Annotated in this window: 21 protein-coding genes and 1 pseudogene; 8 read left to right on the forward strand and 14 right to left on the reverse strand. The window is 65.5% G+C overall.

The window, feature by feature from the left end; translation table 11 throughout:
• Positions 1-139: 139 nt before the first annotated feature.
• The 5 genes from K8P63_RS04580 to K8P63_RS04600 form a co-directional block, all read right to left on the reverse strand.
• A complete protein-coding gene (locus K8P63_RS04580) occupies positions 140-511 on the reverse strand; it encodes a hypothetical protein (protein ID WP_223798680.1) in 372 nt (123 codons plus the stop codon).
• A 230-nt stretch (positions 512-741) separates the two neighbouring features.
• Complete coding sequence (locus K8P63_RS04585; RefSeq protein ID WP_223798681.1) at positions 742-1,311, reverse strand: lytic transglycosylase domain-containing protein; 570 nt, start codon at positions 1,309-1,311, stop codon at positions 742-744.
• Complete coding sequence (locus tag K8P63_RS04590; protein ID WP_317629348.1) at positions 1,299-1,748, reverse strand: S26 family signal peptidase; 450 nt, start codon at positions 1,746-1,748, stop codon at positions 1,299-1,301. Before K8P63_RS04590 ends, K8P63_RS04585 begins: the two co-directional genes overlap by 13 nt.
• 128 nt (positions 1,749-1,876) lie before the next feature.
• Positions 1,877-2,107 (reverse strand): helix-turn-helix domain-containing protein, encoded by a 231-nt coding sequence (locus K8P63_RS04595; protein ID WP_223798683.1) that lies wholly within the window; start codon positions 2,105-2,107, stop codon positions 1,877-1,879.
• A gap of 153 nt (positions 2,108-2,260) precedes the next feature.
• Complete coding sequence (locus tag K8P63_RS04600) at positions 2,261-2,560, reverse strand: DUF736 domain-containing protein (protein WP_223798684.1); 300 nt, start codon at positions 2,558-2,560, stop codon at positions 2,261-2,263.
• 365 nt (positions 2,561-2,925) lie between these two features.
• Between K8P63_RS04600 and K8P63_RS04605 the strand changes: the two genes are divergently transcribed.
• On the forward strand, positions 2,926-3,213 hold the full coding sequence (locus K8P63_RS04605; protein ID WP_223798685.1) for a YbaK/EbsC family protein: 288 nt from the start codon (positions 2,926-2,928) through the stop codon (positions 3,211-3,213).
• Position 3,214: 1 nt separating this feature from the next.
• Here the strand turns inward: K8P63_RS04605 and K8P63_RS04610 are convergent, their stop codons facing one another.
• Complete coding sequence (locus K8P63_RS04610) at positions 3,215-3,442, reverse strand: hypothetical protein (RefSeq protein WP_223796150.1); 228 nt, start codon at positions 3,440-3,442, stop codon at positions 3,215-3,217.
• Positions 3,443-3,540: 98 nt separating this feature from the next.
• Between K8P63_RS04610 and K8P63_RS04615 the strand changes: the two genes are divergently transcribed.
• The 3 genes and pseudogenes from K8P63_RS04615 (at position 3,541) to K8P63_RS04625 (ending at position 4,936) form a co-directional block, all read left to right on the forward strand.
• A protein-coding gene (locus K8P63_RS04615) for an IS5 family transposase (RefSeq protein ID WP_223796151.1) occupies positions 3,541-4,307 on the forward strand; the annotation gives its coding sequence in 2 pieces (ribosomal slippage) (positions 3,541-3,853 and positions 3,853-4,307; 768 coding nt in all).
• 2 nt (positions 4,308-4,309) lie between these two features.
• Positions 4,310-4,522: pseudogene (locus K8P63_RS04620) on the forward strand (YbaK/EbsC family protein); the annotation flags it as partial.
• A gap of 3 nt (positions 4,523-4,525) precedes the next feature.
• Positions 4,526-4,936: an NUDIX hydrolase gene (locus tag K8P63_RS04625; RefSeq protein WP_223798686.1), complete on the forward strand. Its 411-nt coding sequence runs from the start codon at positions 4,526-4,528 to the stop codon at positions 4,934-4,936.
• A gap of 18 nt (positions 4,937-4,954) precedes the next feature.
• Here the strand turns inward: K8P63_RS04625 and K8P63_RS04630 are convergent, their stop codons facing one another.
• From K8P63_RS04630 to K8P63_RS04645, 4 genes are all read right to left on the reverse strand, one after another.
• Positions 4,955-5,320 (reverse strand): NIPSNAP family protein, encoded by a 366-nt coding sequence (locus tag K8P63_RS04630; RefSeq protein WP_223798687.1) that lies wholly within the window; start codon positions 5,318-5,320, stop codon positions 4,955-4,957.
• Positions 5,321-5,583: 263 nt separating this feature from the next.
• Positions 5,584-5,973, reverse strand: coding sequence for a DUF2958 domain-containing protein (locus K8P63_RS04635; protein ID WP_223798688.1), 390 nt, complete (start codon positions 5,971-5,973; stop codon positions 5,584-5,586).
• A complete protein-coding gene (locus K8P63_RS04640) occupies positions 5,970-6,932 on the reverse strand; it encodes an ArdC family protein (RefSeq protein WP_223798689.1) in 963 nt (320 codons plus the stop codon). Before K8P63_RS04640 ends, K8P63_RS04635 begins: the two co-directional genes overlap by 4 nt.
• A gap of 350 nt (positions 6,933-7,282) precedes the next feature.
• A complete protein-coding gene (locus K8P63_RS04645; protein WP_317629349.1) occupies positions 7,283-7,492 on the reverse strand; it encodes a helix-turn-helix domain-containing protein in 210 nt (69 codons plus the stop codon).
• 100 nt (positions 7,493-7,592) lie between these two features.
• Here K8P63_RS04645 and K8P63_RS04650 point away from each other — a divergent pair, with 100 nt between their 5' ends.
• The 4 genes from K8P63_RS04650 to K8P63_RS04665 all read left to right on the forward strand — a co-directional run bounded on the left by K8P63_RS04650 (position 7,593) and on the right by K8P63_RS04665 (position 14,824).
• Positions 7,593-8,153, forward strand: coding sequence for an RNA polymerase sigma factor (locus tag K8P63_RS04650; protein WP_223799731.1), 561 nt, complete (start codon positions 7,593-7,595; stop codon positions 8,151-8,153).
• Between the two features lie 10 nt (positions 8,154-8,163).
• On the forward strand, positions 8,164-9,156 hold the full coding sequence (locus K8P63_RS04655) for a FecR family protein (protein WP_223798690.1): 993 nt from the start codon (positions 8,164-8,166) through the stop codon (positions 9,154-9,156).
• 115 nt (positions 9,157-9,271) lie between these two features.
• Positions 9,272-12,367 (forward strand): TonB-dependent receptor, encoded by a 3,096-nt coding sequence (locus tag K8P63_RS04660; protein ID WP_223798691.1) that lies wholly within the window; start codon positions 9,272-9,274, stop codon positions 12,365-12,367.
• A 6-nt stretch (positions 12,368-12,373) separates the two neighbouring features.
• Positions 12,374-14,824 (forward strand): S9 family peptidase, encoded by a 2,451-nt coding sequence (locus tag K8P63_RS04665; protein ID WP_223798692.1) that lies wholly within the window; start codon positions 12,374-12,376, stop codon positions 14,822-14,824.
• On the opposite strand, the gene K8P63_RS04670 is transcribed toward K8P63_RS04665, so the two are convergent.
• The 4 genes from K8P63_RS04670 to K8P63_RS04680 all read right to left on the reverse strand — a co-directional run bounded on the left by K8P63_RS04670 (position 14,801) and on the right by K8P63_RS04680 (position 18,078).
• On the reverse strand, positions 14,801-16,624 hold the full coding sequence (locus K8P63_RS04670; protein WP_223798693.1) for an asparagine synthase-related protein: 1,824 nt from the start codon (positions 16,622-16,624) through the stop codon (positions 14,801-14,803). The genes K8P63_RS04665 and K8P63_RS04670 overlap by 24 nt on opposite strands.
• Positions 16,621-17,217, reverse strand: coding sequence for a lasso peptide biosynthesis B2 protein (locus K8P63_RS04675; RefSeq protein WP_223798694.1), 597 nt, complete (start codon positions 17,215-17,217; stop codon positions 16,621-16,623). Before K8P63_RS04675 ends, K8P63_RS04670 begins: the two co-directional genes overlap by 4 nt.
• 65 nt (positions 17,218-17,282) lie before the next feature.
• Complete coding sequence (locus K8P63_RS20720; protein ID WP_263282685.1) at positions 17,283-17,408, reverse strand: hypothetical protein; 126 nt, start codon at positions 17,406-17,408, stop codon at positions 17,283-17,285.
• A 94-nt stretch (positions 17,409-17,502) separates the two neighbouring features.
• Entirely contained in the window at positions 17,503-18,078 is a 576-nt protein-coding gene (locus tag K8P63_RS04680; protein ID WP_223798695.1) for a GntR family transcriptional regulator, read from the reverse strand.
• Positions 18,079-18,171: the final 93 nt, after the last annotated feature.

Raw genomic sequence — 18,171 nt, forward strand, 5'->3', positions numbered from 1 at the left:
ACAATTACTTGAGCAGGGTCGCGAGACACTGCCTTTATCTTGTTTTCCCTTCCTCCCTTCCTCTGCCTCATCCCGGCTCAAAAAACGGGGAGAGACGCCGCCAGCCTGACGACGCCTCTCCCTGCTAAATGCCAGTCGATCAGTGCGCATCGAGCATCGCTTCGCGCGCCGCCTTTCGGCTGCGACAGAAGCGCTTTCCGAGCGTCCCATGAGCGATCCCGTCGCCATCCACGAGCAGCACGCCTGTGAACCAGCGACCATCCAGCCGACCGCAGATCGCGATGCGATCGAGCTCCAGATCCTCGTTATCGATGCTCTCGTATGCGCCGATCCAGCGCTCCTGAGCTCGCGCATCCCAGAGGAATTCGGTCTCTTCCGCGTCCAGGAAACGATGCGCCAATGCTTCCCCGGCACCGTGTCCGAACTCGAGTTCCAGTCCCGCCATCAAGGTCGCCATCACGCGATCCGACGCCGTTCCGATGCTCTCCATCATGCTCATGATGACCTCCAAACTGTTCGTCCTCACCATCGAGAACGGCGTCCGAGGGACGGATGGCGGAGCGGCTGTCAGGGCCGCGGAGCATAGCGGAGCGCCGCAAAGCGGACGTGGGGGGAACCGATTTGCGCAGCAAATTGGGGGGCACCCGCGGGCCTTGATAGGCGGTCCGCCAGCCGTCATCCTAGGTCTATCGAGACGAGCCCCCGCCCTCTCGTGTGCCGCAACATCGGCCCCGATCGCCCTCATTTCTGCACCACGAAGATCGGAGACGGCGATTTCTCCGATGCCCCGTTCGCGTCCCGCCGGATCGCAAAGAGCGTCTCCGCCGGTCGATCTGGCACTGCCTGTGGCGGCTCACCAACCTTCGCCAGATAGGCTGTCGTCTCGCTCGGCAATGCCCGACCGCTGGCGAGATAATCGGCATAGCGGGTCGGGCCGGCGTTGTAGGCCGCGAACAGGCCCGGGTAGCCGAAGCGCTGGTAAAGCCACCGCAGATAGAAGGTGCCCGCCAGGATATTGTCGCGAGGATTGTCGGGATTGGCGCCGAGGCCGAGTGTCTGGCGCATCTGACTCCACGTCGCCGGCATGAGTTGCATGAGGCCCATTGCACCTGCGCGGCTGCGGATCGGCTTGCCCATCACGGTCGTCCGAGCGCGACTTTCGGCCTGCATGACGCGCTCGATCCAGCTCGTCGGGATGCCGAAACGCGACGAAGCCTCGTCGATGGTGCGCCGCCAATCTGCGACCGCTTCGGCATGGGCGGGCCTCGCGACAGCCAAGGCCGCGACACACAAGACCCTTACCAGCGCCATAGCCGCCGCGCCTTGCCGATCACGTCGGCATCGTTCGTCGGTCCGAAATAGCGCCCGTCGAATGACCCTGGATGGTCGTTCAGCAGGAGGGACTGGCCGTCGCGCAACCGCTGGCACCCGGACCAGAGCGGCATCGATCGCCCATGATCATCGACGCTGCGACGGTGGGCGCTTGGTCGCCCGTTGACGAAGACTTGTGTCCCGAGCGCGCAGATTTCGTCGCCCGGTCCGGCCGCGACCCGCTTTACTAGAGGAACATTGGAGGGGATGTAGCGGCGATCGGCAGCCAAGGCGCGAAACGGTGCCGGCGTCCAGGCGATCACCATGTCGCCCGGCCGGAAGCGAGCGCCGGGATCGACGGCGTACAGGCCGATCGGCGCACTGGCGCTCGCGTTCCAGACGAGCCGGGGCGCGGGCGGAAAGGCTGCCGTGGCCATCACGATCGCGGTGCCGACCGCACCAAAAGTCAACCTACGGGCGACTCGAATGCGCCGCCGCTTGCGCGCACGAAGCGCATCGCCCCAGGCCAGGAGTGGCGCGTCGCCGGCGCGGGAAGAAGGCCGGCTCACCGGCTCAACTCCCGCGTGGCGTGCTGGCTCGACCAGGCTTCCAGATCATCGATATGATATTGGACGAAGCGGCTGTGGCGCCGAAATATTGGTCCTTTGCCATCGCGGCGTAGGCGTTTCAGCAGCCGGCTCGACATCTTGAGATAGGCGGCCGCCTGGTCGGTATTGAGAAAGGGCGAGCCGCGTTTTGCGCGGTTGGCGCGCGCGATATCGTCATCGCTGTCCATCGAGACGGTGTCCTCAGTCTAGAAATCGCAGTCGTGCGATCGGGACACCGGACCTGACCTCTCGGGCACCGCCTGATCAGTGTCGAAAACGGCAAGTCCGATTTCGACACAGGAAAGAGAAGACCCCGCGCTCGAAGGCGCGGGGTCCGAGGCTCAGCGCGACCAGATGAGCTTGTGCTCGCCGTCGTCACCTTGGCTCAGCGTCGCGTAGATCGGGGCCGGGAACGACGGATCGTCGAGCTTGAGGCTGAGATATTCGGCGCCGGTTTCGCGCGCCGCCTTGGTCCAGGCCGCGCCGAATTCCACGCCACCGGCGCTGACGCGGTGATCGGGGGCCTTGTCATTCTCGCGGTCAACGGGCCGGATCATGGCCTTGACCCGAAGGGTCAGCGTGCGGATTTCGCCGGTGTAGATGCCGCCGTCGCCGCGGGTGAAGCTGCCGATTTGTGCCATGGTAAGTCTCCTGATGCTTGTCTCGATGCCGCCCCATGCGGCCTCGATGGCAGTCGATCAGGCGATGGACGGGCGACGCGCACCTGCTCGGGGTCCCCATCGCGAAGCGATGGGGTGGGCGTAGGCCGGAGCGTCAAGCGAAGGACGGCCAAAGCCGGCTTTCTTGTTTCGCGAGGAGCCCGACAGGGCGGGGAAGAAAGTTGGCGACGCCGTTGCGCGGTCAAGACCGGACAGCGCCAGACCTGCCATGAAGAGAGGCCAACCGGGCGGTCATGAATGCTATCGGGGGCTAACCGACAATCGGAACATGGTCGTAGCGATCCACGGATTGGGCATTGCAAGTTGCTGAGCTATCGAAAGTCCCGATGAGCCATGAATCGGTCCGCGCCGACCTTGCCACACGCGCGCCCGATCTTCCGATCATCGTCGTCGAACAGAGGAGAGCGACGGTGGCGGAGGCCGCGATCGCGCTGGGTGTCGAGCCAGGCCAGATTGCCAAGTCACTCGCACTTCGGGTCAACGAACAGGTCGTCCTGCTGGTGACGCGCGGCGATACGCGCCTCGATAATCAGAAGACCAAGGCTGCGTTCGGGGGACGGCCACGGATGCTCGATCCGGCCGAAACACTAGGTCGTGAACCCATAAAAGGGTGATCTACGCGGGGCTTTGAAGTTCGATGTTTACGACCCGTGAGGCATCAAACGTAATATCATCCTGCTGGCCGACCCTGACCACTTCCGTTGCCCAAGCGACATGGACATCACGGACGCGACTGCCGTCATCGAGCGTCACGATCACGCGGGTGCTGCCATAAGAGGTCTCTGGCATTTCACGAACTTTGTCGCTGATATGAGCAGGCAGCGTGCGCGATCGGGTGTCCATCCGCAGATCTTACCTCATGAGCTACACCGGAAAAAGCTAGTGCCGGCGGAGCCGCCGACCCGCTTTCACGCCGAGCCAGATTGTGATTCAGCTTCGGCATGAGCCGATATGATCTGACAGACTTCGAGTGGCGAGTGATCGAGCCGCTGCTGCCCAACAAACCGCGAGGCGTGCCGCGCGTAGATGACCGGCGCGTGCTAAATGGCATCTTCTGGGTGCTGCGATCCGGTGCGCCGTGGCGTGACCTGCCCGAGCGCTACGGCCCTCGCACGACTTGCTACAACCGCTTCGTGCGATGGCGGAAGGCGGGCGTGTGGGATCGAATGATGGACGCCATCACCGCCGCACATGACGGCAACATCCAGATGATCGACAGCACCTCCGTTCGCGCCCACCAGCAGGCCGCGACGGCAAAAAGGGGGATCCAGATCATTGTCTCGGTCGCTCACGGGGCGGCCTCACGACCAAAATCCACGCAGTCGTCGACGCGCAAGGGCTCCCAATCCGGCTCGGCCTGACCGCCGGGCAGGCGCATGACAGCCCCGCCGCGTATCACCTGCTCGACCGTCTCGGTCCGCGAACCATCGTACTCGCGGACAAAGCTTATGATGCCGATGGCATCCGCGGCCTTATCGAGGCCCAAGGCGCAGTGCCCAACATCCCGGCCAAATCCAATCGCAAATGGAAACCATGCTTCAGCAAGCAGCTCTATCGCGAGCGCAATCTGGTCGAGCGCTTCTTCAGCAAACTGAAGCACTTCCGGCGCATCGCCACTCGTTACGACAAGCTCGCCGCAAACTTCCTCGCTATGGTTCAGCTCGCTTCAATGCGACTGTGGCTACGCGCTTATGAGTCTACGGCCTAGAAGTCACCGGCCATCCGGTCGGTGGGGTCTGCCCGTTCGGGCTGGCGACGACGTTGCCGATCTTCTGTGACGAGAGCCTCAAGGCTTTCGATATCGTCTATCCGGCGGCCGGCTCACTCAACTCTTCGGTGGCCGTGTCGCCCGATCGACTGGCCGATGTTGTCGATGGCCAATGGGTCGATATCTGTCGGCTCCCAGAGCCCAAGATCGATTGAGCGATGGCGAGCATACCCTCCCGAACGATCCGGATCGCGGCCGCCTTGATCGACGATGACGCCGGCCGACTGCTTCTCGTGAGGAAGGCGGGCACGCGATGGTTCATGCAGGCGGGTGGCAAGATCGAGCCGGGCGAGAGCGCCTTGTCGGCGCTCCGCCGTGAGCTGGCCGAGGAGATCGGGTTCGAAAGATCGGACGAAGATGCCCGCTACCTCGGACGTTTCTCGGCATCGGCGGCCAATGAACCGGACACGATCGTCGAGGCAGAGCTCTTTCATGTTCGTGCCGAGCATGCCGCCCGGACGCTGGCCGAGATCGAGGAAGCGATCTGGGTCAGCGGGGCCGAGGCCGCCGCATTGCCGCTCGCCCCGCTCACCCGCGATGTCGTCCTGCCGTTGTCAAAGCAGCTGTGACCGCGCCTCGCGCGGACTTCACAACTGCCCCGACAGCGGTTGCAGGAAGACGCGCTCGTAGCTTTTGAAGGGTGGCTCGGCGAAGCGTTCGATGACGATCTTAGCCTCTGGATCGAGCGGCAATTCGGTCCGATAGCGGCGATAGGCCGCATCGTCCGGAAAACCATACAGGGCGACGGCAACGTCCGTTTCTCCCTGCTGGCCTCTCCGGGGAAAGCTGATCGTCGTGTCGCTGGGCGCGGCGCGGGGCAGGAAGAAGCCGTAATGGGTGCCGCCATATCGCTCGATCAGGCGAACCCAAGCGTGGCCATAGTCATCGAACTCGGCGAGCTTGTCGGGGTCCAGGCGATACCGGACCTCACAGACGATCGCCTCGGATTGCATCGATTTCGCTCCCCCTGAAGATGCTCGTCCAGACGATAGCCGCGATCGGCAATCCAACGCAAAGCCACGCGCCCGAGCCCGTGAGGGCGAGGGCGCGCGGCCGAATTTTAGGCCCTGAATGGCGGGCGGGATTGCTTCCGCCCGCGTTGGGGCACCTCGTTTGGCCCGTTCAGCATGAGGAGCGCTCGCCTTTCGGTGTGGCGATGTGCCATACCGCGTAACGTCATCCGCCCCCCCCACCCGGATGGCGAAAGTCCGGCGTCCTAGCTTAGTCGGGCGGCGCGGCGCAGCAGCGTTTCCGCCCATATGATCGAGCCGGCCTGGCGCACGGTATCTGTCCAGCGGGACAGCTGGAACGGTGTGGCGAAGGCTTCGTCGCGTTCGATCCAGAGGCCATAGGGCAGGCGGATCGACCGCAGTTCGGACAGGCTGAATGATCCGAGCTCGGGGCAGCCAAAACTAAGGTCGGTAAGGCCGAACAAGGTGTCGCCATCCTCGTCCAGTTCGGTCGCAAGCCATGTGGCCGCTCCCAGCGGATTGAAGAATTTCACGACAGGCGGCGGGTCGAAACGCTCGCCTTTGATGTCGCTGACGCGGCGGTCGGCATCGTTCGAACGGAGCGCCGCGCGGAGTTCGATGGGCAAGAGGATCATGCCGCGATCCTCCCCTCGATCGCCTCGCGGTGGCGGGCAAGAAGCCAGTCGGCGGCCTTGGTGGCGGCACTCGCGGCGCGGAAGATCGCGCGATTGTCCTCGCGCAGCACCTCCAGCCATGAGCCGATATAGTCGGCGTGGCGGACGGTCGGCACTATGCCGAGCGCGGCGCAGAGGAAGGCCGATCCCATTTCGGCGACCAGTTCCTCGCGGGCATAGCCCTTGCTGCCAAAAGCGTTGGTCAGGTCGCGCCCAAGCCGCTTGGCATGGCCGGTCGCATGGGTTAGCTCGTGGAGGCAGGTCCGGTAGTAATTGACCGGCTCGAAGAAGGCGGGCTGTGGCGGCACCTGTACGAAATCGAGCGCGGGCACATAGAAAGCGCGGTCGCCGCCGATGTGGAAATCGACGCCCGATGCCGCGATCACCTCCTCGGCGACGGGCACGATCTCGCGCTCGGGGAGTGGGGCGGGATCGGTGGCGAGGCCGGACCGAAGCCCCTCGCATTGGGCCACATTGAAGACGGTGAACCGCTGGAGGAAGGGCACGGCGCGGGCATCGTCGCCATCGCGCTGGGCGCGTTCCCTCTCGGCCTCGGGGGTGAAGCGGTCGGCGTAGACGACGGTGACGCCACGCTCGCCCTTGCGAACGCGTCCGCCGGCTTCCTGCGCCTGCCGGAAGGTCAGCCACGATTGCGAGGGGAAGCCATGCTCGATGACGGCGCCCCACAGGATCAGGATGTTGATGCCCGAATAAGGCCGGGCGGTCAGCGCGTTGCGCGGCAAGCCCGGCCCGATCCCGCCGCTGGACGACGCCCCGCCCCACGGCTGGACCCACGGCAGGCGTCCGGCGTCGAGCTCGCCAAGGATCCGCTGGGTCACGTCATCATAGAGATTGGCACGACTTTCACCCGCTCCTTCGGCACCCTTTCGACGTGCGCGACGGCTCGATTGGCTCGGCATGGTTTGTCTCCTACGCCACCCCCAAAAGGCACAAAGCCTCCCCGCGAAGGCGGGGGTGGGCGGCGAGACGCGACCAAGAGGCCCGCCCCGAGCGGGCGACGCCACCGCAGGGCGAAACGGAGTGGAGCACCCCGACAGGGGTTGGGGTCGGCCGCGCCGGGCCTAGACGGGAGCGCCGCCCACTCCCGCCGTATCGGGAGAGGCACAAGCAACGCCGCCTTGCAGGGCGCGGCGCCCGCAGACACGGCAGCGATCGTGACCGAATGGCCGAGACCCGTAGGGGCTCGGCGGAGACCGGCGATCAAGCGCCGGGCGAAGTAGAGCGCGGTCGCGCGCCAGCGCGAGGCGCCCTAGCTTGCGGTAATGAGATCGGATGGATGGATTTTAAGCGCTTCAGCGATACGTCCCAGCACCGATACACTGGCTGAGACATCGGCGCGCTCGATCGAACCTATGTAGCGCGAACTTACTCCGGAACGATGAGCCAGTTCCTCTTGCGTCAGTTTCTGTCGATGCCGCTCTCTACGTAGGTTTACCGCCATTACGTCCTTGAGGTCCATGCTGCCGAGTTCGCAGCAATCGGAATGATCGTACCAGGAACGATAGTTCCTATTCGTCTCCGATCTGGTATAGGACTGATACCATTAGAATGGGTTGAAGATGTTGCCCGTTGTCGTGCCGGAGGTCGGTTTGCCTGACGCTAGTAAGATAACAGCAGAAAAAAACGTGAGAAAAACTCCGGTCACAATCTCGCCTGAACAGGTCTTTCAAGATCACGTCCAATGGCTGCGTGGTCTCCTGACACGCCGGCTTCGCGTGCAGCCGACGGAGGCCGACGATCTCGTGCAGGAGACCTATCTGCGCCTGGCGTGCACCGCCGAACCAATCTCGCATCCACGCGCCTTGCTGTCCCGGATCGCGCTCAACCTCTTCCGAGACAGCAAAAGACGTGAGGCGGTCCGCACGCAGCACCGCAACGTCGTGCAACTCGCCTCCGTTCGCGATCGGCAGGTCACGGACATGTCCGAGCAGGAAGCGTCGTTCCTGCTGCGACAAATCATCCTCGACATGCCCGAACTCTACCGCGACGTCTTCGCATTGAGCCGATTCCGGCATATGACCAACCGCGACATCGCCGACCATCTCGGCATCTCGGTCAAGACGGTCGAGTGGCGGATCGGCAAGGCGCTCGAATATTGTGTGAGCAGGCTACGGGACTAGGCAGCCGTTCATGGACGAAGGCGGGGGGCAGAAAGAGGATGTTTGCGCCGAGGCGGCGCAATGGGTCGCGCGGCTCAACGCGCTGCCGGTGTCGCGCGAGACGCTCGAGCAATTCTATGCCTGGCGGCGCGACGAGCGATGCCGTGCGGCCTATGACGAGGCGAGCGCGGCCTGGGACGCAACCGATCGGCTCGCTGCCGATCCCGCTCTGCAGGCGCTCGCCGATGCGGCATACAAGAGAGGCGGACGGCAACGACTGAGCCTGGCCCCCGCAATGGGACGCATGATCCCGGCTATGCTGGGAGCGACAGCGCTGCTGGGTTCCGGCCTCGTCTACATGAACTGGCATCCGCATGGTGTCGAGTACGAGACACGGATCGGCGAGCAGAGTGCGGTCGCCCTCGCAGATGGGTCGAAGGTGATGCTCGATACGGACACCCAGTTGGAGGTGCGGTATGATCGAAGCACACGCCATATCGAACTGCGGCGCGGACAAGCCTATTTCACGGTGGCACACAATGGAAGGCGACCGTTCATGGTCGAGGCGGACGGGACCGATGTCGTCGCGACCGGAACCCAGTTCGCGGTGCGTCGGCGCGAGGATGGGGTCGACGTCACGCTGGTCGAAGGGCGTGTCGCCGTCACGCCGCCGGATGCGCGGAGCACGGCTTTGGCGTCGGGCCAGCAGCTGATCGTCCGGGCGGGCCAGGCGCCGCACGTGCGCAAGGTCGATCCGGCGACCGCGACGGCATGGCGCAGCGGGCGGATGGTGCTCGATGGCATTACGCTCGGCGAGGCGATTGCCGAGGCCAATCGCTATGCCGCCAGACCGGTGATCCTCGAAGCCAAGCAGTATGCGGACCGGCGCATCAGCGGATCGTTCGAGGCGGGCGACGTGCCCAGCTTCGTCGCGGCGGCCGTGGCGCTGCTGCCGCTCGCCGCGCACCGCGACAAGGATGGGATCACCCATCTGGTTTCGAGCAAACAGGCAACGATCGATTAAATTGTCACGACCTACTTAGGGCTTCGCCATTGCTGGCGCGTCCCACTTCCCAGGAGCTGTCTGGCGGCAGTTCCGAGCGGCGCGAGGGGATCGCGCATCGGGCAAGGGGACGGGAATGGGTATCGGTCGGACGGGGTCGAACATCGCATTTGGCTGGGGCCAGGCGCTCCTATTCACCACCATGTCCGGGATGCTTGCCAGCCCCGCTTCGGCGGCCGACCATCTCCAGAGGTTCCACATCGAGGGCGGCCCGTTGCAGCGAGCGCTGGTGGCCTATGCCGCGGCGGCAGGCACGCAGTTGCTTTATTCGAGCGCGCTTGTCGCCGGTCGCACGGCGCCCCGGCTGGTGGGCGACTTCACGCCGGCCGACGCGCTTGCACGCTTGCTGGAGGGGAGTGGCCTCACCGCCCGTCCGGTCGGTGCCAACATGTTCGTGCTGCAGGGGGCACCGAAGGCTTCGACGCTGATGCAGGCAGCGACCACCGCGTCTCCCGCCAAGGCGAATGATGCTGCGGCGCCGACGGCGCGCGCGGAACAGGTCGGCATGATGGGCACCCAGCTGAGCGTCGGGGCGGGCAGCGCGGCGCCGGATACCGGACCCGACGTGGTCGTGACCGGATCGCACATTCGGGGGCGCCAGCCGGGGACGCCGCCAGTGACGACGATCAGCCGCGACGACCTGACGCGAAACGGCTATGCGACGGTTGCGCAGGCGTTGCAGGCGCTGCCCGGCAACTTCGGCGGGGTCGCGACCGAGCAGAGCGCGCTTTCGTTCGCGGACACGACCGGCACCAACGGCGGCCTCGCGACCGGCGTCAACCTGCGCGGTCTCGGCGCAAGCGCGACGCTCGTGCTGGTGAACGGCAAGCGGCTCGGCGGCTCGGGCTCGCAGGGCTCGTTCGCCGACGTCTCCAGCATCCCGACGGGCGCGGTCGACCATGTCGAGGTGCTGATGGATGGCGCATCGGCGATCTACGGCTCGGATGCGGTCGGCGGGGTCGTGAACATCATCCTCAAGCGCGACTTCGACGGGGCGGAGACGCGCGCGCGGATCGGGACGGTCACCCAAGGTTCGAAGCATGACCTGCAGCTCGACCAGACGGTGGGCAAGCACTGGTCGACCGGCGGCATCGTGCTTTCGTACGAATATGATCGCGCGGGCCGCCTCGCGAGCGCCGACCGCGATTTCGCGGCATCGGCGGACCTCCGGCCATTGGGCGGCACCGATCATCGCTTCATCTTCAGTCTCCCGGGCAATATCCTCGGCATCGATCCCAGGACCGGGATCTTCGGCGCCGCCTATGCGATCCCGAGGGGCCAGGATGGAACGGGCCTCACGCCGTCGAGCTTCATCGCCGGGGCGAGCAATCTCGAGAACAGGCGCGAAGGGTCGGACCTGATCCCTCGGCAGGTGCGGCACAGCGCTTATGCATCGCTCGACCAGGATCTCGGCAGCGCGGTCCAGCTCAGCGCCGACATGCTCTATGCCCATCGCACCTTTGCGGCGAACGAGCCGGGCTCGGCGTCGATCGTCCAGGTCGGCCGAAGCAACCCGTTCTTCGTGTCGCCCAACGGCGCGACGTCGCAGCTGATCGCCTATGGGTTCGAGCCTGAGCTCGGGCCGATCCAGACGCGCGGGTTCGCGGAGGCCCTGGCAACGTCGGCCGGCCTCGACGCGGATCTCGGCCATGGCTGGAAGGTCCGCGGTTCGATCGCGTTCGCGCAAGAACGCGAAGGCAATCGGACCGATCATGAAATCAATTCCGCCGCGCTGGCAGAAGCCGTTGGGTCGACGCCGGACAATCCGGCGACGGCGTTCAACACGACGGTCGACGGCTATTTCAATCCCTATGGGACGGGCGCGTCGAATTCGGCGGCGATCCTGAGCTTCATCGGCGACGGCTTCCAGGAGACCGCATCACGCAGCCGGGTCCTGACCGGCCATGCGGATGGCGATGGCACGCTGCTGATGCTGCCGGGCGGCCCGGTCAAGCTTGCGGCCGGCGTGGACGTGCGGCGCGAGACCTTCAAGACCAGCGGCGTCGGCCTGGTCTCGACCGCGCCACAGTCGCTGTTCGCGGTCGATGGCAGCCGCACGATCGAGGCGGGGTTCGCCGAAGTGCGCGTGCCGGTCGTCGGGACCAACAACGCGCGCCCCGGCGTCGCGCAGCTCGACCTGTCGCTGGCCGGCCGGGTCGAGCATTATGCCTCGTTCGGCACCACTGCCAATCCGAAGTTCGGCCTGTCCTGGGTCCCGATCCGCAGCCTGACCGTGCGGACGAGCTATGGAACCTCGTTTCGCGCGCCCAATCTGCGCGAGCTGGGCGATGCCCAGCATGTTTCGGTGACGACCCTGCAGCGGCCGGACGGCGTGACGCTGCCGGTCATCCAGCTATCCGGCGGCAATCCAGGCCTGCGTCCCGAGAAGGCGCGGAGCTGGACGGCGGGGTTCGACCTCGTACCGGTGGCGATGCCGCGCCTGCGGCTCAGCATGACATGGTTCCGGACCGTGTTTCGCAACCAGATCGGAACCCCGGCCCAGGCGAACTTCAGCAATGCGCTGGTCGACCCGACGCTGGCGCCATTTGTCGAGCGAGTCATGCCGATCAGCGATCCAGCCGATCTCGCGCGGATCAACGCGCTTTACGCGAGCCCGGCATTCTCGGGCGCAAGCGGCATCCCGGCGACGAGCATCGGTGCGATCATCGACACGCGTTATATCAATACCGGTCGGCTCGATGTCAGTGGGCTCGATCTCAGTGCGCATTATGCGATTGATGCGGGCGCCAACCGGTTCGATCTGGCCGCCACCGGAAGCTACATGCTGCGCGACCGCCAGCAGGTGACACCGACTTCGGCATCGGTCGACCAGCGCAATCGGGTCGGCGAGCCGGTCGACCTGCGCGGACGATTGAGCGGCGGCTGGACCCGCGGCATCGCCACGACCACGGTCGGCCTGAACTACGTGGCGCCCTATCACGATCTCGTCGGCAACCGCATCGATGCCTGGAAGACGGTGGATCTGGTGATTGGCGTCGCGCCGCAGGACGGCCACGGGCCGTTGCACGGGCTCGAGCTGGCGATTGTGGCCAGCAACCTCTTCAACGCGGCGCCGCCCTTCTACGATTCGCCGATCGGGCTCGGCTATGATGCCACCAACGCGGATGCGCTCGGGCGGTTCGTCTCGCTGCAACTCACCAAGCGCTGGTGAGTGGCGATGCACCTCACGCTCTTGCGCGCCGTGGCGCTCCTGATGGCGATCGCGCTGGTAACAGCGCCGCCACCGCTTGCCGCCAGGCCCTATGCGGTCGATGAACTGCTCGCGACCGAGGCGTTCGGCAAGATCCTCGTCTCGCCGGATGGGCGTTGGCTGGTCTTCGAGCGCCAGGTTCCGTTCGAGCAAAGCCCGCGCTTCGAGCAGCAATCGATGGATGTGTTGCGTGGCCGACTTTACGTCGTCGACCTGACGCGTCCGGCTGCGGCGCGACCGCTCGTCCCCATCGAGCCTGGCACGGGGATGATCGTCTATGGCTTTTCGCCGCGCGGGAGCCGGCTCGCAATCGCGCGATTGGCCCGCGGGTGCTGGCAATTGGGGGTGGTAACCCTTGCGAACGGGGCGGTCCGCTGGTTCGGCGTGACGCCCGATTATTATCCGTGGCGGACGACGCTCGGCTGGGTGTCAGAGGATCGCCTCGTCACGATCACCCAGCCTGGCAAGGTGTTGCCCTGGATCATGCGCACTAATTTGCAGGACGCCAACGACCTGCCGGCCGCGTGGGCGGCCAAGCAGGCGGGCATCGTGCCCACGCTCACTGCAATCGGCAGTGGTCATCATATCGACCTCAAGCCCCCGCCGTTGCCGACCGCATTGGTCATGCTCGACGTCATCAGCGGCGAGACACAGCCGTTGGCGCGCGGCGACCTGCAGTCACTGACCGTCTCGCCGGACGGGCGGCATGTCGCGTTGATCGAAGAGCGCGAGACCAACCTGATCAACGCGACCGATCCGATCGGCGAGGCCACGGATCTCAGGCGGCGGCGCCTTCTGCTAATCGATCTGCCGACCCGCCGGGTTCGGGTGCCATGCCGATCATGCGACCTGCCTTTCTATCCGCCGGTCTGGTCCGCTTCGGGGCGACGGCTCCTGTTCTACGGCCGATCGCCCGGCACACGGTGGCGCGACGGCAGCCCGTATTTGATCGATGCGGACGGTGCACCGGCGACGGCGCTTCCGATGCATGGCGTACGAACCGCCGTCCTTTCGGCGACGGGTGACTATGACAGGGTCGGCCTCGGCTGGCTCGGCGAAACGCCGATCGTCTATGGCCGCGCCGATGTGAATCCGGCAAGCCGGGCCGACTGGTACCGGATCGACCCAGGCGGGAGCGAGGCCCTTACCCTCGGCGCCGGCCACCCATCCTCGCGGATCGTCACCGGCACCGACGGCACGGTCGCGATGCTGGCCGGCGCCGAGGCGTGGGCACTCGAGAAAAGCGGCGCGCGCCGGATCCTCTCGGGTGTCACGCGGATCGCATCGCTGCCGACGTCGATCCTGTGCGGGTCTTTCCAGCAGCAGACCGGCGCGATCGTCCTGGGCTGGGCACCGGGATCCGGAACGGCATGGTTGGCAACGGCGTCCGGCGATCCTGTTCGTTTTCGGGGCAGCGGGGCAGGGGATGCCCAGCCGATTACAGCGTCGCGTGCTGCGGAGGCGATCGTCGAGACGGTGACCCAGGTCAACGGGGTCCAGCAGTTGGTGGTCGGGCGGCGCGATGGCGCACCGGTCACAGTGGCGAGGCTCAATGCGCGACTGGCCGGGGTGACCGCGGCGGCGCCCGTCCTCGTCCGTCATGTTCTCCCGGGCGGCCGGCAGGTGACGAGCTGGCTCTATCTGCCGGCCGCGCGCGGCGACGGCGTCAAGCCACCGCTGATCGTCATCCCCTATGCCGGTACGGTCTATGGCGACACCCCGCCGGCAAATGTCGGGCCAGGCATCGGCTACACGTTCACCAATGTGGCGGTGCTGGTCGGCCATGGTTATGCGGTGCTGCTGCCGAGCATGCCGAAGCTCGCAGCGGCCGATGACCACCCGTTCGACCTGGCCGGCCAGGTTCTGGCCGCGGTCGACACGGTGATCGCGCGAGGATCGGTCGACCCCGAGCGGCTGGGAATCTGGGGGCATAGCTTCGGCGGATATACGGCGGCGACGATTGCAACCGAGACGAACCGGTTCAAGGCGATCGTCGCCGCGGACGGCATCTACGATTTTGCCAGCTCGGAGGGAACGTTCACGCCTTCGACGCGAATGAACCCCGGCTATTTCCAGAGCATCGTCCAGTGGGCGGGCTGGACGGAGAGCGAGCAGCCGAACCTTCAGGCGACCCCCTGGTCCGACCCGGCCCGCTATGTCGCCAACAGCCCGCTCTATCACGCCGATCGCATCGCCACGCCGATGCTGCTCATCGCGACGGATCGTGACTTCGCACCGCTCCAGCAAAGCGAGCAGCTATTCTCCGCCCTGTACCGCCAGGGCAAGGACGCGCAGCTCGTTACCTATTGGGGTGAGGACCACGTCCTCGTCAGCCCGGCTAATGTGCGCGACAGCTACGCACGCGTGTTCGACTGGTTCGACAGCCATTTCCGCTCAAGCGAAGGGCGGGGCGGGTAAGGGGGCATCCGTCGCAGCCGTGGACCGCAACGCCTCGAACCCGCGTGCCCAGCGCTCCATCAACACAAGGACGAGGATCTCGGTGTAGCGATTGTGCTGCATCAGAACGTAGGGATCGAGCACCGCATCGAGCGCATCGCGGTCCAGCAGGTGATTGCGGCTGAGCAGGCCATCGTGAAAATATGACCGCAGGAAGTCGGCGCTGGCGGCCAGCATGCGGCCATAGTAGCTCGTGACGCTGCCCTTGCCGCGCCGTTCGAGCAGCGTTGCAGGCAGGCGCCCGGCATAAGCGGCGCGGATCAGGGCACGGTCGCGTTTTCCCTCGGTCAGCGCGAGCGCGGAAAGGGGCAGGATGTGCTCGAGGAGGGGCTGGGACAGCAAGGGATGCACGATGCGCATCCGAGGCGAGCGTGCCCAGCCCGCGAACGAGGCGCGAGCGGCGGCCAGGTTGAGGATCTGCAGTCGCTTGGCCGGGGTCAGGTCATCGGTTCCGTCAAGCCACAGCAGCGCTGGCACGTCGCGCGGAAGCGCGGGAGACAGCAGGGCACCGCCAAGATCCGGCACATTAAAGTCCGATCGGCGTCGGCGCGATCGCAACATCGTCGCTCCGATCGACCAGATCGGCCGGTCCGTCCAGCGGGCGATGTCGGACAGGCAGGCGATCGTTTGACGCCACGGTCGGCGGTCGCGCCACAGGTCGGCGGCGAGCAGGGGAAGGCCGGGCTGGAAGAAGAGGGCATCGCCACCCTGACCGGTCAGCAGCAGGTCGGCGCCAAGGGTGTCGGCCCGAGCGTGCAAATCGGTGTCGTGGTAGAGGCTGACATTGGCAAGGTTCGGACGGACGCCGAACGGGATCGCATCGACGGCGGCCTCGTCCATGAGACGCGGGGGCTGGCGGATCTCGGTCAGGGAAAGGTTCAGGTGTCCAGCGACCGCGCGCGCGAACCGGCGTTCATCGGCTTCACGATCGTCGGCATGATAGTGCAGCCACGCCGCTACATGGGGTCGGGCCGCCCGGCTCAGCCCGGACGCGATGATCGACGAATCGAGACCGCCCGACAGTTCGGCGATCGTGACGGTTGCGGTGTCGTTCCATGCGGCGATGCAGGCGTCGATCAACGTCGGCAGGTTCTGCACTGCGCGTTCGGGTGAGGTGACCGAACGGGCGAAGGTCGCGGGCGTCCAAAGCGGACGAGCCTCGACCGCGTGTCGGGTGATCCGAACGAGCGCGCCTGGCGGAAGCGTCGTGATGCCATCGATCGGCAGCGCTTCCGCCGCGCCTCCGGGAAAACGGACCAGTGCCGCGACCCGCGTCCAGTCGATCGACAATAGAACGGGCGGTGCGATCGCGAGCAGGGGCTCCGGGCGCGAGGTCACGATTCTGAGCGCGCCGCGCGTCCAGGTCACACAATCGAGCATGCCGACCGGATCGCGGAAGCACAGCAGTTGATCGCGGTCGTCGGGATCGCGCGCCATTGCCACATAGGCGCCCCATCTTCGTCGGATGAGGTGGTCGCACATCGAACGAAAATCCGAAGGAACCGCCGTGATATCACCCGGGCCAGACCCGCCGCGCTCGGTCGCGGTACGGCTGAACAGATCGCCGACAATCACGCAGTCGACATCGCCCGGAGCGGGTCGCACGAAATCCACAGGATGTGCGCTTGCCAGGATCGTCCAACCGGCCCGATCGACATGGGCGATCCAATGCTGGGCGAGGAGGTGCGCGCGAACGCGTCGGGCAGTCTGCGCGGCGGCGTCGTTACCCGGTGGCCAATGAAGGGCAACGAAGTCGTTCATACGCGGCGCGGCAGCGCGAGCATGATCTCGAAGCGCTCGACCCGGTGCGCGCGTTCACCCACCAGCCGGCCGCCAGCCGCGACCCAGCAATGCGCCTCGAACGGAAAGAGCGCCACGCCGAAGATCCATTCCGCCCGCACGTCGCAGAGGCGAAGAAATTCGAGAAGAAACAGCGATCGAAACAGGCAGAGAACTTTGAAGGGGAGCCAAGGCGTCAGGAGTTCGAAGCAGGCGACGGTCAGCGCCAGCCGGTCGCTATCTGCGCTCCCCCTCGTCTCGATGCCGGTACGCTCGAAACGCTGGATCATTCGGGCGAAACTGTGTGTCCGATAGATCCATGTCGCTCGGGCAAGCGCGTGGAGAAAGCGCCGCACGTCCGTCAGCCGGACGGTGACGCGCTCTAGCGGTTCCAATTCCACCCATGGGACCACAGCCGAAACAGACGCGGCCGCGGCAGGGGCGTCGGCCTCGCAATACGCGCTTCTGGGAAGCGGATCATAGCGGCATGCATAAGCATCGCCCTCGATATCCAAGAACACGGTGCCTTCGCGGCAGGTGGCTTCAAGCATGCGGGCCTCCGAGCGTGCGCCCATGGCGGTTCTCCTAGCGTCAAGCGACGGAAGACATGGGGCGCCGGCAACCGCCGGCGCCCCATGGTTCAGGCCGGGTAGAAGAGGCCGCCGATCAGCGGCTCGTTGGTGTTGCCCATCACCTGGCCCTTGGTATTGCGCCGCGCGGAACCAAGTCGAATGAGCTTGCCGCAGGCGGTCATGGTGTCTTTCATCGTAATGTCCTTTCGCTTGAGCGCCGCAATCAAACGGCACGCCAATTAGGTATCACAATCGGTTAATTGCCCAGTTATATTTGGAATATATTGTCTACGTCGGGCGGGTCATGTAGAATGCCAGTTGGCGCGCGTGAGCAATGCGTCGGTGGTGGAAAGCGCGCACGACGCCGCGCCGCGCTTCCCGAGTGCCATTTCCCAAAACGACCAGATGTCGTGCCGCTTCTGCCTCCAGGTCTTGAAAAAGGCGGCGCTCGCAGCGTCGCAGCAGGCTGAGGTGCCCATCGAGGTAGCGACGAGTCTGGAGCAGGGCGGTATTCCCTGTGGCCTCGACGAGCGCGTCGAGCGCGGCCCAGACATCCGGCATTGAATTGAGCGGGGGTAGCGATGCGGGGGACGACGGCGTGCGGAGCGCAAGGTCGATGCACGAGCGGTGAAGAGCGTACAAATCGCCGATGCGGCGGGCATCGAAGCCGACCAGATAATAACCTTCCGAGCGGTGCTCTTCGATGATGTCCTTGCCGACCAGCCTCGACAGGATCTCGCGCAGTGGCGTGGGGCTTACGTTCAATCGATCCGCCAGCTCCTTGACGCCAAGGCGCGCGCCCGGGGCAAAATTGCCATTGGCGAGCAGGGCGTACACCTGATCATACAGGTCCTTGAACCGCATTCGTTGCGCGCCTGGTGGCATTGCGTCCTCCTCGTTTCCAACTATCGAGACGCCATCGCCCGTCAGGATGTTTTGGTCGCGAGTCGCGCTGTG

The organism is Sphingomonas nostoxanthinifaciens (genome assembly GCF_019930585.1).
GTDB lineage: Bacteria > Pseudomonadota > Alphaproteobacteria > Sphingomonadales > Sphingomonadaceae > Sphingomonas_I > Sphingomonas_I nostoxanthinifaciens.

Excerpts from the sequence above, each read along its gene's own strand:
- K8P63_RS04600 (WP_223798684.1), bottom strand. The coding sequence starts at position 2,560 with ATGGCACAAATCGGCAGCTTCACCCGCGGCGACGGCGGCATCTACACC.
- K8P63_RS04640 (WP_223798689.1), bottom strand. The coding sequence starts at position 6,932 with ATGCCGAGCCAATCGAGCCGTCGCGCACGTCGAAAGGGTGCCGAAGGA.
- K8P63_RS04585 (WP_223798681.1), bottom strand. The coding sequence starts at position 1,311 with ATGGCGCTGGTAAGGGTCTTGTGTGTCGCGGCCTTGGCTGTCGCGAGG.
- K8P63_RS04680 (WP_223798695.1), bottom strand. The coding sequence starts at position 18,078 with ATGCGGTTCAAGGACCTGTATGATCAGGTGTACGCCCTGCTCGCCAAT.
- K8P63_RS04655 (WP_223798690.1), top strand. The coding sequence starts at position 8,164 with ATGGACGAAGGCGGGGGGCAGAAAGAGGATGTTTGCGCCGAGGCGGCG.
- K8P63_RS04635 (WP_223798688.1), bottom strand. The coding sequence starts at position 5,973 with ATGATCCTCTTGCCCATCGAACTCCGCGCGGCGCTCCGTTCGAACGAT.
- K8P63_RS04675 (WP_223798694.1), bottom strand. The coding sequence starts at position 17,217 with ATGGGCGCACGCTCGGAGGCCCGCATGCTTGAAGCCACCTGCCGCGAA.
- K8P63_RS04660 (WP_223798691.1), top strand. The coding sequence starts at position 9,272 with ATGGGTATCGGTCGGACGGGGTCGAACATCGCATTTGGCTGGGGCCAG.
- K8P63_RS04645 (WP_317629349.1), bottom strand. The coding sequence starts at position 7,492 with ATGGACCTCAAGGACGTAATGGCGGTAAACCTACGTAGAGAGCGGCAT.
- K8P63_RS04630 (WP_223798687.1), bottom strand. The coding sequence starts at position 5,320 with ATGCAATCCGAGGCGATCGTCTGTGAGGTCCGGTATCGCCTGGACCCC.
- K8P63_RS04625 (WP_223798686.1), top strand. The coding sequence starts at position 4,526 with ATGGCGAGCATACCCTCCCGAACGATCCGGATCGCGGCCGCCTTGATC.
- K8P63_RS04605 (WP_223798685.1), top strand. The coding sequence starts at position 2,926 with ATGAGCCATGAATCGGTCCGCGCCGACCTTGCCACACGCGCGCCCGAT.
- K8P63_RS04595 (WP_223798683.1), bottom strand. The coding sequence starts at position 2,107 with ATGGACAGCGATGACGATATCGCGCGCGCCAACCGCGCAAAACGCGGC.
- K8P63_RS04590 (WP_317629348.1), bottom strand. The coding sequence starts at position 1,748 with ATGGCCACGGCAGCCTTTCCGCCCGCGCCCCGGCTCGTCTGGAACGCG.
- K8P63_RS20720 (WP_263282685.1), bottom strand. The coding sequence starts at position 17,408 with ATGAAAGACACCATGACCGCCTGCGGCAAGCTCATTCGACTTGGTTCC.
- K8P63_RS04610 (WP_223796150.1), bottom strand. The coding sequence starts at position 3,442 with ATGGACACCCGATCGCGCACGCTGCCTGCTCATATCAGCGACAAAGTT.
- K8P63_RS04665 (WP_223798692.1), top strand. The coding sequence starts at position 12,374 with ATGCACCTCACGCTCTTGCGCGCCGTGGCGCTCCTGATGGCGATCGCG.
- K8P63_RS04650 (WP_223799731.1), top strand. The coding sequence starts at position 7,593 with ATGTTGCCCGTTGTCGTGCCGGAGGTCGGTTTGCCTGACGCTAGTAAG.
- K8P63_RS04670 (WP_223798693.1), bottom strand. The coding sequence starts at position 16,624 with ATGAACGACTTCGTTGCCCTTCATTGGCCACCGGGTAACGACGCCGCC.